The 15,895-nt window shown below is 62.7% G+C and carries 16 protein-coding genes; 10 read left to right on the forward strand and 6 right to left on the reverse strand.

Annotated elements, in window-relative coordinates:
• The first annotated feature begins 41 nt into the window (after positions 1 to 41).
• Genes ACFLEY_RS33815 through ACFLEY_RS33825 form a run of 3 tightly spaced genes read left to right on the forward strand, consistent with a single transcriptional unit; the run spans position 42 to position 1,598 of the window.
• Positions 42 to 230, forward strand: a complete 189-nt coding sequence (locus tag ACFLEY_RS33815) for a hypothetical protein (RefSeq protein WP_060910966.1) — start codon at positions 42 to 44, stop codon at positions 228 to 230.
• A gap of 11 nt (positions 231 to 241) precedes the next feature.
• Entirely contained in the window at positions 242 to 796 is a 555-nt protein-coding gene (locus ACFLEY_RS33820) for a carboxymuconolactone decarboxylase family protein (protein WP_028174718.1), read from the forward strand.
• Between the two features lies 1 nt (position 797).
• Positions 798 to 1,598 (forward strand): SDR family NAD(P)-dependent oxidoreductase, encoded by an 801-nt coding sequence (locus ACFLEY_RS33825; protein ID WP_060910965.1) that lies wholly within the window; start codon positions 798 to 800, stop codon positions 1,596 to 1,598.
• Positions 1,599 to 1,615: 17 nt separating this feature from the next.
• Here the strand turns inward: ACFLEY_RS33825 and ACFLEY_RS33830 are convergent, their stop codons facing one another.
• Positions 1,616 to 1,939, reverse strand: coding sequence for a hypothetical protein (locus tag ACFLEY_RS33830; protein WP_011085495.1), 324 nt, complete (start codon positions 1,937 to 1,939; stop codon positions 1,616 to 1,618).
• A gap of 120 nt (positions 1,940 to 2,059) precedes the next feature.
• Complete coding sequence (locus tag ACFLEY_RS33835; RefSeq protein ID WP_060912974.1) at positions 2,060 to 3,394, reverse strand: sorbosone dehydrogenase family protein; 1,335 nt, start codon at positions 3,392 to 3,394, stop codon at positions 2,060 to 2,062.
• 223 nt (positions 3,395 to 3,617) lie between these two features.
• Here ACFLEY_RS33835 and ACFLEY_RS33840 point away from each other — a divergent pair, with 223 nt between their 5' ends.
• From ACFLEY_RS33840 to ACFLEY_RS33855, 4 genes are all read left to right on the forward strand, one after another.
• Positions 3,618 to 4,808, forward strand: coding sequence for a urate hydroxylase PuuD (locus tag ACFLEY_RS33840; RefSeq protein ID WP_060912973.1), 1,191 nt, complete (start codon positions 3,618 to 3,620; stop codon positions 4,806 to 4,808).
• Positions 4,809 to 4,960: 152 nt separating this feature from the next.
• A complete protein-coding gene (locus ACFLEY_RS33845; RefSeq protein WP_060910964.1) occupies positions 4,961 to 5,818 on the forward strand; it encodes a VOC family protein in 858 nt (285 codons plus the stop codon).
• A 78-nt stretch (positions 5,819 to 5,896) separates the two neighbouring features.
• Entirely contained in the window at positions 5,897 to 6,172 is a 276-nt protein-coding gene (locus tag ACFLEY_RS33850) for a hypothetical protein (protein ID WP_060910963.1), read from the forward strand.
• A gap of 203 nt (positions 6,173 to 6,375) precedes the next feature.
• Positions 6,376 to 7,338: a lytic transglycosylase domain-containing protein gene (locus tag ACFLEY_RS33855; protein WP_060910962.1), complete on the forward strand. Its 963-nt coding sequence runs from the start codon at positions 6,376 to 6,378 to the stop codon at positions 7,336 to 7,338.
• A gap of 251 nt (positions 7,339 to 7,589) precedes the next feature.
• On the opposite strand, the gene ACFLEY_RS33860 is transcribed toward ACFLEY_RS33855, so the two are convergent.
• Complete coding sequence (locus tag ACFLEY_RS33860) at positions 7,590 to 8,573, reverse strand: tripartite tricarboxylate transporter substrate binding protein (protein ID WP_060910961.1); 984 nt, start codon at positions 8,571 to 8,573, stop codon at positions 7,590 to 7,592.
• A 421-nt stretch (positions 8,574 to 8,994) separates the two neighbouring features.
• Here ACFLEY_RS33860 and ACFLEY_RS33865 point away from each other — a divergent pair, with 421 nt between their 5' ends.
• Both ACFLEY_RS33865 and ACFLEY_RS33870 read left to right on the forward strand, forming a co-directional pair.
• The gene (locus tag ACFLEY_RS33865; RefSeq protein WP_060910960.1) at positions 8,995 to 9,597 is read left to right on the forward strand and encodes a hypothetical protein; all 603 of its coding nucleotides are present in this window, start codon (positions 8,995 to 8,997) and stop codon (positions 9,595 to 9,597) included.
• Entirely contained in the window at positions 9,594 to 9,884 is a 291-nt protein-coding gene (locus tag ACFLEY_RS33870; protein ID WP_060910959.1) for an HGGxSTG domain-containing protein, read from the forward strand. The genes ACFLEY_RS33865 and ACFLEY_RS33870 overlap by 4 nt, the downstream gene beginning before the upstream one ends.
• 433 nt (positions 9,885 to 10,317) lie before the next feature.
• Here the strand turns inward: ACFLEY_RS33870 and ACFLEY_RS33875 are convergent, their stop codons facing one another.
• A complete protein-coding gene (locus ACFLEY_RS33875; RefSeq protein ID WP_211433967.1) occupies positions 10,318 to 11,556 on the reverse strand; it encodes an ABC transporter ATP-binding protein in 1,239 nt (412 codons plus the stop codon).
• An 81-nt stretch (positions 11,557 to 11,637) separates the two neighbouring features.
• Between ACFLEY_RS33875 and ACFLEY_RS33880 the strand changes: the two genes are divergently transcribed.
• Positions 11,638 to 12,702 (forward strand): IS630-like element ISRj1 family transposase, encoded by a 1,065-nt coding sequence (locus ACFLEY_RS33880; RefSeq protein WP_396604311.1) that lies wholly within the window; start codon positions 11,638 to 11,640, stop codon positions 12,700 to 12,702.
• Here ACFLEY_RS33880 and ACFLEY_RS33885 read toward each other — a convergent pair.
• Together ACFLEY_RS33885 and ACFLEY_RS33890 are read right to left on the reverse strand one after the other, a co-directional pair.
• Positions 12,689 to 13,183 carry an ABC transporter transmembrane domain-containing protein gene (locus ACFLEY_RS33885; protein WP_396604312.1) on the reverse strand — a complete coding sequence of 165 codons (495 nt, stop codon included), beginning with the start codon at positions 13,181 to 13,183 and terminating at the stop codon, positions 12,689 to 12,691. The genes ACFLEY_RS33880 and ACFLEY_RS33885 overlap by 14 nt on opposite strands.
• Before the next feature lie 824 nt (positions 13,184 to 14,007).
• Complete coding sequence (locus ACFLEY_RS33890; RefSeq protein ID WP_060912972.1) at positions 14,008 to 15,432, reverse strand: TAXI family TRAP transporter solute-binding subunit; 1,425 nt, start codon at positions 15,430 to 15,432, stop codon at positions 14,008 to 14,010.
• Positions 15,433 to 15,895: the final 463 nt, after the last annotated feature.

Here is a 15,895-nt window from a genome sequence, read left to right on the forward strand (position 1 = left end):
CTCCATTGCTAGTTTGCACGAAAATATCGGGATGAAACGGGATGCAGGGCCCTGAGGACGATGCCGGCCTCGCCGGCAAGGTGGCGCTCATCAGCGGCGGCGCCGTGGGCGACGGCATCGGCAACGGCCGCGCTGCAGCAATTCTGCTGGCACGCGCCGGCGCAAGAGTGCTGGTGGTCGATGGCGGCGTGACGCTGCAGGCCCCCGAACGCGAGTCCAGAGAACACTGAGGAGACACACGATGGCCCGCCTGCCCTATCTCGAGGCCGACCAGGTCGCGCCTGAATATCGCGACATGCTCAAGCGCAACACCAATCTGCACAAGCTGCTGGTCAACTCGCCGGAGATGGCGCGCGCCTTCAACGGCATCGGCGGCTACATCCGCTTCAAGAGCAAGCTCGACCCGCGCCTGCGGGAGCTTGCGATCCTCCAGGTCGGCTGGATGGAGAAATCGGAATACGAGTTCACCCATCACGTGAAGATCGGCAAGGAGTTCGGCGTCACCGACGAGGACATCGCAGGCCTGATGGCGGAGACCGAGGGCAAGCCCTCGAAGCTCGAGCCGCTGGCCAGGGCGGTCCTGAAAGGCGCCCGCGAGATGGTACGCGAGCTCGCGATGTCGGACACGACCTTTGCCGAGATCAAGCAGCATGTTTCCGACGAGCACATGGTCGATCTCGTCCTCACCATTGCCTTCTATTGCGGCGTCGTGCGCGTGCTCGCGACCATGAAGATCGACAACGAGCCCACTTACAAAGAGGTACTCCAGCAGTACCCGATCCCCGGAGTGAACTGACATGCGCTTGAAGGACAAGGTTGCAATCGTCGTCGGCGCCGGCCAGAGCCCCGGCGAAGGCATGGGCAACGGCCGCGCCACCGCGCTGACCTTCGCGCGCGAGGGCGCCAAGGTATTGTGCGTCGATCATCATCTGGAATCGGCGCAGGAAACCGTCGCGATGATCGCCGTGACGAACGGCATCGCCGCAGCCTTCAAGGCCGACGTGACCAAAACCGCCGACATCAAGGCGATGGTCAAGGAGGCGCAGTCGCGCTGGGGCCGGATCGACGTGCTGCACAACAATGTCGGCGTCAGCCTGTCCGGCGGCGATGCCGAATTGCTAGAGATCACCGAAGAGGCGTTCGACCGCGTCGTCGCCATCAATCTGAAGAGCTGCATCCTGGCGGCGAAAGAAGTCATCCCGATCATGCGCGCGCAACGAAGCGGCACCATCATCAACATCTCCTCGATGGCGGCGATCACGACGTATCCATATGTCGCCTACAAGGCGACAAAGTCAGCGATGATCGCCTTCACCGAACAGCTTGCCTACCAGAACGCCGAATACGGCATCCGCGCCAACGTCATCCTGCCCGGCCTGATGAACACGCCGATGGCGGTCGATACCCGCGCCCGCGAATGGCACAAGACCCGCGCCGAGGTCGAAGCCGAGCGCGACAGCAAGGTGCCGCTGCGCAGGAAGATGGGCACGGGATGGGACGTCGCGAACGCCGCGCTGTTTTTGGCGTCGGACGAGGCGAATTTCATTACGGGTGTGACGCTGCCGGTGGATGGAGGGGCGAGCGTGAGAAGAGGATAGCACTCAACTCCGGACGTTCATGACGATAAGTAGGTGAGGAAGCGCGGCGCCAATAGTTTGCTTCCGATCAGGACGAGAGCATCGACAACTACGACCGTCACCTTAATATCCAACCCCTTAGTCGACGCGGCGACCAAAAATGAAAAAGCCACAAGATAGAAAATGGTAGTCAGCATCAAAATAAGTCCGAGAAATCCTTGATCGATCCCGTACTCGGTATCTCCCTTGAAAACAAAAAGGACAATGATGCCGATGGTGACCAGGAAAGCGACGCCTAGTCCGATACTAAACCACTGCCAAGCCGCCGTAACCAACGGCTCAGTTGTCCCCAGTCCTTCCATTTTGCTCTCCCCCCAAAGAACGCTCTACCTTGGCTAGTATCAACGGTTGTTGCAAGTAGTTTCGGCGGCTTTCACCCGTTGTTAAGGGGTGTCGACAAGATAGCGACGCCATCTCCAAAATTATGGGTGGCTTACCCGCCAGATCGTGCCATTGCCATCTTCCGAGATCAGCAGCGCCCCATCCTTCGCCACCGCCACGCCCACCGGCCGTCCCCACACCTCCGTGTCGCTCAGCACAAACCCCGTGACGAAGTCCTCGTACTCGCCCGTCGGCTTGCCGTCCTTCATCCGGATGCGGATCACCTTGTAGCCGGTGCGCTTGGAGCGGTTCCAGGAGCCGTGCTCGGCGGCGAAGGCATCGCCCTGGTAGTCGGACGGAAACTGCGTGCCTTCATAGAAGGTCATACCGAGCGAGGCCGAATGCGGCTGTATCAGCACGTCGGGGATCGTCACCCTGTCCTTGAGGTCCGGTCGCGCACCGGCATGACGCGGGTCTTCGTTGCCGCCGATATAGAACCACGGCCAGCCGTAGAAGGCGCCCTCCTTCACACTGGTCACGTAGTCGGGCACGAGGTCATCACCGAGGCCATCGCGTTCGTTGGTCGAGCACCACGGCAGGCCGGTCTGCGACTGGATCGCGAGGCCGACGCAATTGCGGATGCCGGTGGCGTAGATCTTCCGCTCCTTGCCGTCGGGAGTGAACGCCAGCACGGTGGCGCGTTCGGTCTCGCTGGCCCAGGCCGCGCCGAGCGGCTGCGTTTTCGACCACGCATCCATCCCGCCCGGCGGCGTGCCCATGCCCTCGGCGACATTGCTGAGCGAGCCGACCGAGACCAGCATGCGCTTGTTGTCGGGCGTGAAGACGATGTCGCGGGTCGAATGGCCGCCGTCATGCGGCAGGCTCGCAACGATCTTCTCCGCCTTGCTGCGCGCCTTGAGGTCACCGGCCTGATAGGGAAAGCGGACGACGCTGTCAGTGTTGGCGACATAGACCCATTGCGGATTGTCGCCGTTCGGAAAGAAGGCAACGCCGAATGGCTGCCGCAGACCGCTGGCAAAGACTTCGTTGGCCGCAACCTTGCCGCCCTCTCCTGCACGAAGCACGCGGATGGTGCCCGCCCGCGTCTCCGCGACGAAGACATCGCCGTTCGGCGCGACGCGTACGATGCGCGGCGCGCGCAAGCCTTCGGCGAACAGCTCGATCTTGAAACCCGGAGGCACCTGCGGCGAGGCATCCGACGGCCGCGACACCACGCGCGCGAAGCTCGCAACCGACCGCGTGGCACCAGGCTTGACCAGATCCTGCGGCCGGATCAACCTGACCGTGCCGGGCCTGTCGGACTGCCAGTCGCCATAGGCGTCCCTGCCCTGCATCACCGGCTCGGCCTGCGCAGATGTCGCGGCCGCGACCAGCAATCCCGCGGCCATCGCTGCGGACCATATCCTGTTTTTCACGTCGTCTTCCTCCCGGCGCGCATGTCTCAAGCGTCAACGCCGATCGATCCGGCGGGAAAAACGCCTGCCGAATCCCACATCAGCTCATGCCCGCACGATGTGCATCAGCCACGACCCATCGTACTGGAAAATGCCGTTGATCGGTGCGACACATTGTATGGGCGCGACCGCCGGTTGCGGTGATCAAAGCTGCGGCATTTGTGTCGCACCTGATGGGGTGATCATGTGGGGATCCATCATATCGGAATGGGCGAGCCTGTTGCTCCGCTGGCTGCACGTGGTGGCGGCGATCGCCTGGATCGGCAGTTCCTTCTATTTCATCGCCCTCGACCTCAGCCTCAAGCCCAAGAGCGATCTGCCTGACGGCGTTCAGGGCGAAGCCTGGCAGGTCCATGGCGGCGGCTTCTACCGGATCATGAAATATCTGGTGGCGCCCAGCCAGATGCCGGATGAGCTGACCTGGTTCAAATGGGAAGCCTACACCACCTGGCTATCCGGCTTCGCGCTGATGGTGGTGGTCTATTATCTCGAGGCCGACCTGTTCCTGGTCGACAAGTCGATCCTCGACCTCACGCCATTCCAGGCCGGGCTGTTCAGCTTCTTCAGCCTGGCTCTGGCATGGGCGCTCTACGAGGCTGCCTGCCGCACCGGGCTTGCCCAGCGCGAGCTGCCGTTCGCCATCGGCGGCTATCTGTTCCTGGTCGCGCTGACCTACGCCTTCACCCATGTGCTGAGCGGTCGCGGCGCGTTCAACCAGATCGCGGCGATCATCGGCACCATCATGGTCGCCAACGTCTTCACGCTGATCATCCCGAACCAGAAGAAGATCGTCGCAGCGCTGATCGCGGGACAGGCGCCGGATCCGAAGCTCGGCAAGACCAGCAAGGAGCGCTCGGTCCACAACAACTATCTGACCCTGCCGGTGGTCGTGCTGATGATCAGCAACCACTATCCCCTGCTCTACGCCACGCGCTTCAACTGGATCATCGTCGCGATCATCCTGGCGCTCGGCCCCGTGATCCGCCACTTCTTCAACGAGCGCCATGCCGGGCGCCAATCGCCGTGGTGGGTGTGGGGCGTGGCCGCCGTGGGCGCGATCGCGATCCTCTTCCTGTCCGCCGCCGGCCCGCGCGAGGTGAAGACCGGCGCGCTATCGGCACCGGTCACGGTCGCCAATGTCGAGGAGATCGTGATGTCCCGCTGCAGCATGTGCCACGCGGCCGAACCGGTCTGGGCCGGGATCGTCACCGCGCCGAAGGGCATCCTGCTCGACGCGCCCGAGCACATCCAGCGCAACATTCGCCTGATCGGCCGCGTCGCGGCCTGGTCCACCGCGATGCCGCCCGGCAACATCACCGAAATGACCGGCGAGGAGCGTGCCATCCTCGCCGCCTATATCGAGCAGGCGCGCTGACGCCATCGCGCGTCGATATCACGTTTCGCGGAATGAAATTTCCGCATGTCCCACTGAATTGAAAATGACTTGATCGTCTATCCGGCGTAGATAGGGACAGCGGCCGCTCGTGCCGTCCAAATTCAATCTGCATCTGCCGCGGGGAAATCACAGTGGCCCTCAAGAACGTCATCGGTATCGACCACGCCGTGGTCATGGTGAAGGACCTCGACAAGGCCGCCGAGAACTACCGGCAGCTCGGCTTCACGGTGTCGCCGCGCGGCACCCACAGCGCGCATATGGGCACCGGCAACTACACCATCATGTTCGACCCGGACTATATGGAGCTGCTCGGCCTGCTGGCCGCGACCGAGCAAAATGCGCCGGCCCGCGCCTTCCTCGACACACGCGGCGAAGGCATCGAGCGTATCGCCTTCACGGCGGTCGATAGCGCCGCCGGCGCAGAGGAAATCCGCGCGCGTGGCCTGACGCCGATCGGCCCGACCGATTTCGAGCGGCCGGTGACGCTGCCTGACGGCACAGTCTCGGCGGCGAAATTCCGCACCTTCATGTGGCCGACCGCGGAAGCACCGGGCGGCGTGCGCATCTTCGCCTGCCAGCACAAGACCCGCGAGACGGTGTGGATCCCCAAACTGATGAAGCATGCCAATGCGGCCAAGCGGATCAAGCAGACGCTGATCGCAACGCCCGATCCCGCGAAGGAAGCCGCGCACCTCGCGCGCCTGATCGACCGCGAACCGAAGACCGAGGCCGACGGCGCGGTCACCGTGCCCTCCGGCGGCGATCGTGCCGACTTCGTCTATTTGACGCTGGACCAGCTCGGCAAACGCTATCCCGGCGTGCCGCTAGCGGGCCTCTCCGAGCGCGGCGGCGCGGCGCTGGTGCTGGTCAGCGGCGATCTCGCGGCGACCGAGAAGGCGCTGGGCGCGGCGGCGCTGCGCAGTGGACCTGCGATCGTCGTGCCGCCGGCCAAGGCCAACGGCACCCTGCTCGCCTTCGTTGCCGGCTGATTTGAACTAATTCTTTAACGTGTGTTTACCCGGCGGCTCTAGGATTCCCGGCAATCCAAGCCGTCCAGGGCCGAACGCATGTTCAAAGAAGGATCGCCGATCGCCTATGACGCGCCGGCCGAACTGAAGAAGTGGCCATCGCTAAAGGGCGAGAGGCAGAAGGATCGGGGTCCGCCCTATCTCGTCTACAACGGCACGCTCGCCGACTGCGTCCGCGTGCTCATGGACAAGCCGATCAAGGGCATCTCGCTCTACGACATCATGACGAGGCCGCAGCCGGCCTTCGACCAGACCGTGCTGTCGCCCGGCGATGCCGCCGAGATCGCGATGCGCAAGGACTTTCCGAAGGACTAGCCTCCGTGCCACCACTCGCACGTCGCATTTGCTCGCGGTCCCCGTAGATCCGCGGGGCCGGCGGCGCATGTTCTGCGGCAGGCCCCCGTACTAACACCTGCCCTCGCGCGGAATCGCAGCTTCGCCGCAATTACGGTTAATGAAGTCCTCCTCACCGGCGCACGCGCTGGTCGTTCCCCCACAGTTCGAGGACTCTTACCGAGATGCGATTTGTCGTCGCGGCTTGCGCTGCGTTCCTGATTCTGATGTGCGACGTCGGCTCGTCGTCCTCCTGGCAGCCGTCAAGCATCGACCACGCTGCTCTCAAGACTGATCGCGGTCCTTCTCTGGTTCCCCTCGCCGAACTCTTCCTCGCAAGCGTGCAGGCCATTGAGCTGGCAAATGCGCGCGCGGCCTACATCGAGACGATCGAGCCGGTCCCCACAGTCGAACCCGTCGCGCAGGCCCCGCTTTCACCGACCGAACAATTCTGCCACGCGCTTCGCGAAGCCGCCGAGGCCAGCGGCATTCCCGTGCCGTTCTTCGCGCGCCTGCTCTGGCAGGAGAGCCGCTTTCGTTCCAACGAGGTCAGCTCGGCCGGCGCACAGGGCGTCGCGCAGTTCATGCCGGAAACGGCGGCCGAGGTCGGATTGGACGATCCCTTCGATCCCGTGAAGGCGCTGCCCGCATCAGCAAAATTCCTGCGCAAGCTGCGTGACGATTTCGGCAATCTCGGCCTCGCCGCGGCCGCCTACAACGCAGGTCCCGGCCGCATCCAGAAGTGGCTCGCCAGAGAGAGCGAGCTGCCGCGCGAGACGCGCGACTATGTCCGCATCATCACGGGCACCAGGGCCGAGGACTGGACCGAGCGCGCGGAGGCTCTCGCAATCCGGATCGACCTACCGCGCGAAGCGCCTTGCGAAGGCGTTGGCAGCCTGTCCAAGACGAAGGACGTCGCCTGGGTTCCGGTGAACCTGACACCGTCGGTCGTCACCATCATGCGCAAGGCCGAGCAGCTCGCGGCGCGGCTCTCGGCTAGCCGTGCACGCAAGCGGTTCGCAACCTTGCTGCGCAGGAATGCCGGGGCCCACGGCAAGGCGCGGAGCATGATCGCGGCCCGCGCGGCCGGAAAGAGTGCAAAAGCTCGTGCGATCCGCTTTGCGGCGCGCGAACGCTCCTCGAGCTAGCTCACACCGGCTTGTCGCTGCTGAACGATTTGGGCTGCCGCAAGCAAATCCTGTGGCCGTGATGGCTACCGCGAAGGAGGTGCGCCCCCTCTCCCGCTCGCGGGAGAGGGGTGGGGAGAGGGTGTCTCCGCGGCGGGACAATCCCCCAGAGGAAAAAGCCCTCACCCGGCGCTGCGCGCCGACCTCTCCCGCAAGCGGGAGGGGTGCAGCGGAGCGAGCCGTACGATCATGCCTAAATCCAAGCGGCCACCTCACTCCGCCTTGATGTTTGCCGCCGCCACGACCTCGGCGAGCTCCTTGGTCTCCTTCGCGATCTTCGCGGCGTACTCGGCCGGGCTCAGCACGCTAACCACGCCCTGCGAGCCGAGCTTCTCCGCAACCGCCGGATCCCTGGCGGCGGCGACGATCTCCCGGTGCAGCGCCTCCAGGATCGGCGCGGGGGTCGCCTTCGGCATGAAGAAGCCGACCCAGAACGACAGGTCGAAGCCGGGATAGCCTGCCTCCGCAACCGTCGGCACATCAGGCAGCGACGGCAGCCGCTCGGCGGAGGACACCGCGAGCGCGCGCAGCTTGCCGGCCTTCACCAGCGGCACGGCCGACAGGGGATCGAACACCGCCAGCACCTCCTGCGCGAGGATGCCGACCTCGGACGCGGCGCCGCCCCGATAGGGCACGTGGATCATCTTGATGCCGGCCTTCTGGCCGAGCAGCTCCATGGCGAGATGGGCGAGGTTGCCGTTGCCGCCTGAACCGTAGGCAAGCTCGCCGGGCCTCGCCTTCGCCGCGGCAACGAGATCGGCCACGGTCTTGATGTCGGCCGTCCTGGGATTCTCCGGATTGACCACCAGCACCAGCGGCGCCGACACCACTGTGGTCAACGGCGCGAAGTCCTTTTCCGGGTCGTAGCGGATGTCCTTGAACAGCGTCTTGTTGAGCGTGATGGTGGACGAGTTGCAGGCGAGCATGGTGTAGCCGTCCGCATCCGCACGAGCCACGCCTTCGGCGGCGATCATGCCGTTGGCGCCGGCGCGGTTCTCGACCACGAAGGGCTGCCCGAGCTTGTTGCCCAGCCGGTCGCCGATGATGCGAGCGACGACATCGACCGGCCCGCCCGCGCTGAAGCCGACCATGATCTTGATCGGCCGCGTTGGATATTTCTGCGCGAGGGCCTCTGTCGCCGGCGCACAGGCGCACAATCCGGCGATGACTGCCAGCAGGCGAGCCGTTCGTTGCATTCGTTCTCTCCCCAGACTTCGGCGCCGCGTGTGCATGCTTGTTGGTGCGGCGCGCTCGGGGATCATGATGAGCGGCCGCACGGGATTGCGCAATCGCGTTTCCACACACGACGCGCCTCGCAATTCCGTCGCACGGCACGTAAGCGCCGGCTCAAAACAAAAAGCGCGAAAACAACCCCATGCACAGTAGCCGGTGCTTGGAAGAACAAGGACTTGCGCGCTTCGCAACGCCGTTTGACTCGTCGGGCAAAACACCGGCAGAATGCCATCATCGCAACCATCGTCAGCGTGACGGCCACCCTCATCCGGGCCGCCTCGACGTGGTTGCGCATAAGCCCTTCATCGACATCCCGAAATTCGCATCCGCGCGCAGCAGCGAACGGTCGCTCGCGCACGCCTGCGCCAGCAAAGGACACAGCACATGACAACAGCACCGAACCGCCGCATCACCTCGCCGCTTGCAGCAAGCGATCGCGGCGGCCCCGCCGCGAGCCCGCGGATAAGACTGTACAAGCGGCGCATTGCGATCACCCATCCGGACCCGCAAGCCGGCGAGCGCCTGCTGGCCGAGGCACTCGGTGCCGTTGACCGCGACGCGCTGCACGGCATTCTCAGGCAATTGGTGAAAGCGAGCGCGGTCGGACAGAAACCCGATGAGGCCAATCTCGCCTTCATGGTCTCGATGATCAGGAGCATCGCACCGAAGGATTCCATCGAAGCCATGCTGGTGTCGCAGATGGTCTCGGTGCACCTGGCGACGATGCGCTGCGCCTGCCGCCTCGCCTGCACCGACAACCTCCCGCAGGAAAGTGTCACGCGCGCATTGACCCGGCTGACCCGCACCTTTGCCGCTCAGGTCGAGGCCCTGAGCCGCCACCGCAACAGCGACGAGCGCGCGATCACGGTGAAAAACCTGTCCGTTCAGGACGGAGGACGAGCGATCGTGGGCAACGTCACGCAGCATACGAACGTGCTTGTTGCGGAGGCGAGCCGGAGCGAGGCAACGCAAGGCGCCACCCCATGACCGGCGGCCACACCCGCAACACGGTCCCGATGCGCACCAGCCCCCGCTGCGGCGCCCGAACCCGCGACGGCAGCCCGTGCCGCGCGCCAGCGGCGCACGGCAAGACACGCTGCCGCATGCACGGCGGCGCGCTAGGGTCCGGCGCGCCGAAGGGAAATCAGAATGCGCGCACGCACGGGCTATTCACGAGGGATGCGATCAGCGAGCGGCAGCAGCTGCAGGCATTGCTGGATGACGCACAAACTCTACTGCGGAAATTGACGCAGCCTAAGCAGGATGCCTTTTGACACCAGCACTGCTCATCTCCTCGGCGTTTGGAGATAGGCCGGCCAATCATCGCCCAAGTGCGGCCTACGTAACGGCGCAAACCGCATCAGATCGGCTGTCCGTCAATTTGCGCGCACCGGCCTTGCGGACCAGCCGAGCTGATCTCCCCATTCACCCGAAAGCCTGGCGGCATTGGATCCTCGCGACACTCGGGCGAGGTCGGATCCCAAGGCAGAGGAAGCACCACCGTTGCTGGAAACAAGACCTGCCTTTCAGCCGTCAATCGGATTACGGCTCCGGACTGCGCGAACAATGCCGACGCGACGCCCACCAAACAAATGGTACTCCACTTCACCAGCCACTCCTGTTCGTGACCAAGGCCGAAAGAATGATGCAGTCATCCGGATGAGCCAAACCGGCTTATTCCGCTTGAAGCGCCTCGGGAGAGCCGGATCATGACGCTGCTCCGCTGAGAACGCGCGAAAGGAAACCGTTGCGCGACCTCAGTTCATCGTGTTTTCCGCTGTCCTCGACCCGCCCGTCTTGCACAACGATCAACGTGTCTCCCAACACCATCGCGCTCGGACGATGCGTGACGATCACAATCGTCTTCCCGTCAAAAGTTGTCAGACACTCTTCGAGCACCCGTTGCTCGGTGACGATATCCAGAGCCGCGGTGCCTTCGTCAATCACGACAACGTCAGGCTTCCGTAGAAACAGCCTGGCGAGGGCCAGTCTCTGCCTCTGCCCTCCCGAAAGGGTTGCACCACGATTACCGAGTATCGTGTCGAGACCGGCCGGCAAGCTGGGAACGAGATCGCCTAGCCCGGCCTTCTCGAGCGAGTGGAGTATTTCTTCATCCGATGCCTCTGCTCGCGCAATCTTCAGATTGAAGCGGAGCGTGTCCTTGAGAATGAGCACCTCCTGTGAAACATATCCAACCCGGTCGCTCAAGGTCCGCACGTCTATCGTCGCGATATCCTGTCCAAATAGGCGGATTGATCCTGTGCCCGGCGAATACTGTCGGGTCAACGCCTTGATGATAGAAGTCTTGCCCGCGCCACTCGGACCCGTGATGACCACCTGCTGTCCCGGTGCGATGGAGAAGCTGATACCCCTGAGGGCCGGCACGGTTGCGCCTGGATAGATCAGCGATACATCGTCAAATTCGATCGCCGGCTGGAAAGATGACATCGGCACCACTTCGGCATGGCGCCTGGACGACGGGCGCACGGATTCCAGCTTGTCCATGAACACGCCGAACGTCCTTAGCGACTGAGTGATCTCGGTAAGCATGTTGCCGAGGCCTTCGATCGGGGCCAACAGCGTCAACGTGTACGCACCGACGAGCACCATACTCCCAACGGAGCGCTCTCCGTGAACCACCCCGTACAAAGCCACCCCGAATGACACTCCAAAAAAGCCGACAAACAGCAGCGCGTTGATGATCTGCATCTGAAGACTAACAGCCCAGTATCGACCTTGCGCGTGGCGATCTTCGTCCAGCACCGCGCGATACCGGGAAAGCAGAAAGTCGTACCCGTTGTACTGGCGCGCAACTGCGATATTGGAGATGGAATCGGAAAGTGTTGCATAAGACTTTCGCCCGGCCTCCATGAGGCCGTCCCTGAGCTGCATCAGCCTTCTGCCTTGTATGGCGTTATTGGTGAGAAACAGGACCGCATAAATCAAGATCGCTGCGGCAACTATGAGGTCTCGATTCAGGGCTAGTACCCACGTTTCTTGGAACGTGAGTCGTGATTCAAGGTCGGGATGATGCCCGAAGCAAGAGAAGTCCACCTTTCGAGGAAAGATCGCAAGGTGCTTGAGGCGTGCTGTCGCTCACCGGTGACGTTGCAGCGCGATTTGAAGCGGGCGCGGATAGTTCTGTTGGCGGCGGATGGGCGCAGCACCCGGTCGATCGCCAAGGAAGTTGGGGTCCAGCCGCGGATTGTCAGCCTTTGGCGGCATCGCTATGCCGACCATGGCCTTGAAGGGCTGCAAGACAAGCCGCGGCCTGGCAAGCAGCCGATCTATACGAAGACGACCGACAAGCGGATTCTGAAGCTGCTGGATAAGCCGCCACCGCAAGGGTTTGCGCGCTGGACCGGCCCCCTGCTGGCCGAGGCGCTGGGCGATGTCGATGTCCAATATGTCTGGCGGTTCCTGCGCAGCCACAAGATTGACCTGGTGGCTCGCAAGTCCTGGTGCGAGAGCAACGACCCGAACTTTACGGCCAAAGCCGCCGATGTTGTCGGCCTCTATGTCGCGCCGCCGGCGAAGGCCATTGTGCTGTGCGTGGACGAGAAGCCCTCGATCCAGGCTTTGGAGCGAGCGCAGGGTTATCTGAAGTTGCCCAATGGCCGCGCCTTGACCGGCCAAAGCCACGATTACAAGCGGCATGGCACCACAACATTGTTTGCGGCGCTCGAAGTCGCCACCGGAAAGATCATCGCGACCCATTCAAAACGCCGGCGCCGCGTCGAGTTTCTCGATTTCATGAACAGCGTCACCGCGGCTTTTCCGAACCGCAAGCTTCACGTCATCCTCGACAACCTCAACACCCATAAAAAGAACGAGGACTGGCTCAAGGCCCACCCCAACGTGCAATTTCATTTCACGCCGACAAGTGCGTCATGGCTCAATCAGGTCGAAGTATGGTTTTCCATCTTGCAGGGGCAGTCGCTCAGCGGCACCTCCTTCACGAGCCTCAAGCAGCTTCAGGAACACATCGATGCCTACGTCAACGCATACAACGACAGAGCCGAGCCCTTCGTCTGGACCAAGAAAAAGGTCCGTCAACGCCGTTTCAAAGGCCGCCGTATCACTCAGCTCTGATTCCGGGTACTAGAATAACGATTGCAATGCTGATCTGGACGATTGGGGAAATGATGGAGGATGAAAAGTTGCGAATGATGACGTACCGATCGTTCGACGCCTGTGTAACCTCCTGACTTAGCTCACCGGAATTCCTGCTCGTAAAGAAACTTTCCGGCTGTTCACACAGATAGTTGAAATAGCTCGACAGCAGCGAGCGATTGGCGTGAACACGAAGGCTGCTTTGTCGATGGAGGGCGACGGTCTGAAGTATCCTTGGCATCGCCACCGTCGCCAGATAAGCCCCGGCCATTAGCACCAGCACATCATGCGACGCGCGGCCCTCCAGCAATCTGTCCGTTAGGACGCCGAGAATGTATGGAGTTATTGCCATGCATCCCGCGGCGATCAACATGCAGCCGACGACCACAACGAAGAGACCACGCTCCTTGGCTTGCAAGTGCCGCGACGCGGTCTCGAAGAGTTTGAACCAGCGTTTCATGATGACAACGTCTCTTTCGACTGCAGTTCGATCGAGCGTAGATGTGCATCGACGCATGCAGTTCCGCATATCGATAAGCCAGGGCTGGCGTCGACAAATTGGCGGCCTGCGCGTGCTCGGCCGACTCCGTGAGTGGCGAACCATGATCGTCGCGCCAGCGCGCCATAATCGGCACTGAATACACTTGAGTAGGCGCAAGGCAGCCGGGCAAATGCATCCGCTGCGTGTGCAAGATTCGGAGCCTGTCAAGATAGGCGAGACAATGCGACAGACCGGATCTGGAAGCACCGAGCAACTTGGCAAGTCGCGAGTGCGTGACAAGATTGTTGCTGCGCTTCCGTGATAACTGCAAGCAAGCCGATGGCCTTCAGCGCCCAGAACACAGAGTAAGATTCGTGCGCTCCGTCGAGCAAGACGTCGATCAGATAATGTGTCGACACATCGTGAGGTCGGAGTTCGGACGAATTGGTACGCATCGAGGTCGCGGATCGACTTCCGAAGAGCATGGCCTTCGCGATAGATAACGATGCAGGTAGTTGTTGTACAGAGATTCCCGCCGCAATTGTATCGCTTCTAAAACGCACAGACATCGATCTGGCTCACCATGCCAAGCAGCGACACTCCGATAAGCAGATCAAGCTGACGACCGAGAACTGGATCATCATTGTCGAGTCGACCTGCACGTTCGGGAAAGGCGCGATGGCGGCCATCGTCGTCAGCCAGTGGCCGCGCGCCGGCGCCGCAACCCTCGACGAAATCGGAGATCCCGCGTACGGCGGCGCCGGCGCGGCGGAATCCGCAACGGCCGGTTCAAATGGCCGCCCTTATCCTCGCAGCGTGGAGCCTGCTGTCGCGCCTCGAACGGTTTCGAAGCTGGTTCGTTGCAACGCGGCTCGCCGCTCGGCAATGGCGTTGCTCAAGAGATCGAGCACCAGCCCGAATGCGGCGAGTTCCTCTTCCTCGACAGCGCCGTCATCGTAGCACTCGAGGGTTTCAGCGATGATGGCGTCCGCCTCACGCTGCAGGGTCAGCAGTTCCTGGTTGGATTCCGCGGTCCGCGCGCTCGCGACCATGGCCAGGATTCTCTTGCGATGGCTGGTGTTGTCCTCCCTTTCCTCGCGGTTCAAATAGCGGCGCAACCAGGCGCCGGCCGAGCCGATCCCGGAGAGAAGCAGGAGCCCGAACCAGAAGTAATCGCCGTACCGGTCGAGAAAGGTGCGTTCGTTGCCGTCGATGACGGCCGCCGCTCCCCGATGGACCGGCAGCTCGGTATCCTTCTCGAGGTCCGGCTTGCTGATGTGAGCAGCGCCAGGTACCTGCCGCGCAATCGCCTGACGGACGGCAAAGAGCTGCCGGAAAAACGCGGCTACCGTGGTTTCGGACATGCTCTTTCTGGCCACGATGAGGTGGCTGACGCTGACCGTCTCGACCTTGTCACCCGGCCAAGCCGGATCCGCATTGAAGACGCTGGGCGGAATTTCCTCCGATTCATACCGGGGATGCCTCAAGGCGATCGCTTCCGATGTCTCGATGGCGAGAAATTTCGGTTCACCGCGGGCCCGCGCCGTAGCAGCAACGGCGTCGGATGTGATCTTGCTGTCGAGTGGCCCGACTGCCATGAATGCATCGAGGGCGGGATCGCGCGCCAGCTCCCCGATCTGTTCAGTGCCAAAGTGCGTCACCGCGACTTTCTCGGCGTCCACGCCGGAGGCGCTCAGGATGACCCGCAGCAACGCGGCATTCACGGGGGTCCGCCCAATCACGCCGACACGGTGCCCTGCGAGATCGGCGACCTCCTTGATTTTCGGCGACCGCTTTCTTTTCGCGCCCTTGCCAGCAGGCTCGGAGGGCGCCCACAGCACAACGAAGTTTTTGCGCACGACGGCGACGGTCTGCGCCTCGGCGGGCATTTCCAGATCACCGCGGCTGACGGCAAGGTCCGCCTTGCCTGCCCCAAGCAGGGCGAGTGACTCCACCGCCCCGTCAGTCTTGACCGGGGACAGCCTGACGGTTCGACTTTCCCTCCTGAAGGCATCGGCCATTGCCTCGACGACTTTGTAATCGTCGCTGCCGGGCGGTCCAACGGCGATCCGCAGAACCTCCGGCCGCAATGCGTAATAGAGCGCACCCGCGGCCGCACCGAAGACAAGAAATCCAACGGCGAGAGCGAACAGTAAGGAATTGCTCCTCCTCCGCTCCCGGCGGGCCGCCTCACTGGTCGTCTTGCTTGCACTCTCGGTGGAAGACATTGCCGCCGCCAGCTGCAGATCCAGGTCCCCATGATACCACATCTTGCCGCGAACAACGTCCTGACGGCCGGCCTGGTTCATCGTCTCAGGCAGCGGCGTCAGACTCGTTTTGATGGACAACGTGCCTAGCGTCACGACCGCTTCCACGCGGTTGCCATGACAATTTCTACGTGTTTGTGAATTGCTTCACACGCTTGCTGTCGCCGGTGCCGCTAGCTTGCTCCGGTCAAGCCTACGCTCCGCCCGCCGACCAGAACTGACCCAGCGGAGACACTGAACAGGCCGCTTGGGCCGATCTCAGTGAAACAGGGGGAGAGGCGTCATGGGGCATTGAACCTTTCACAGGTCCTTTGGGAGGAGCGGCGGGCGCTCGCGGGCGTTCGCCTGGAATTCGCACCAAAAGATCCCGACATCTCGCGGACACCAGCGCAGCCGGCATCCGGCGCTTCGCAGACACCAACCC

Origin of the sequence: Bradyrhizobium sp. YCK136, assembly GCF_044570075.1 — a bacterium.
Taxonomy (GTDB): Bacteria; Pseudomonadota; Alphaproteobacteria; order Rhizobiales; family Xanthobacteraceae; genus Bradyrhizobium; species Bradyrhizobium diazoefficiens.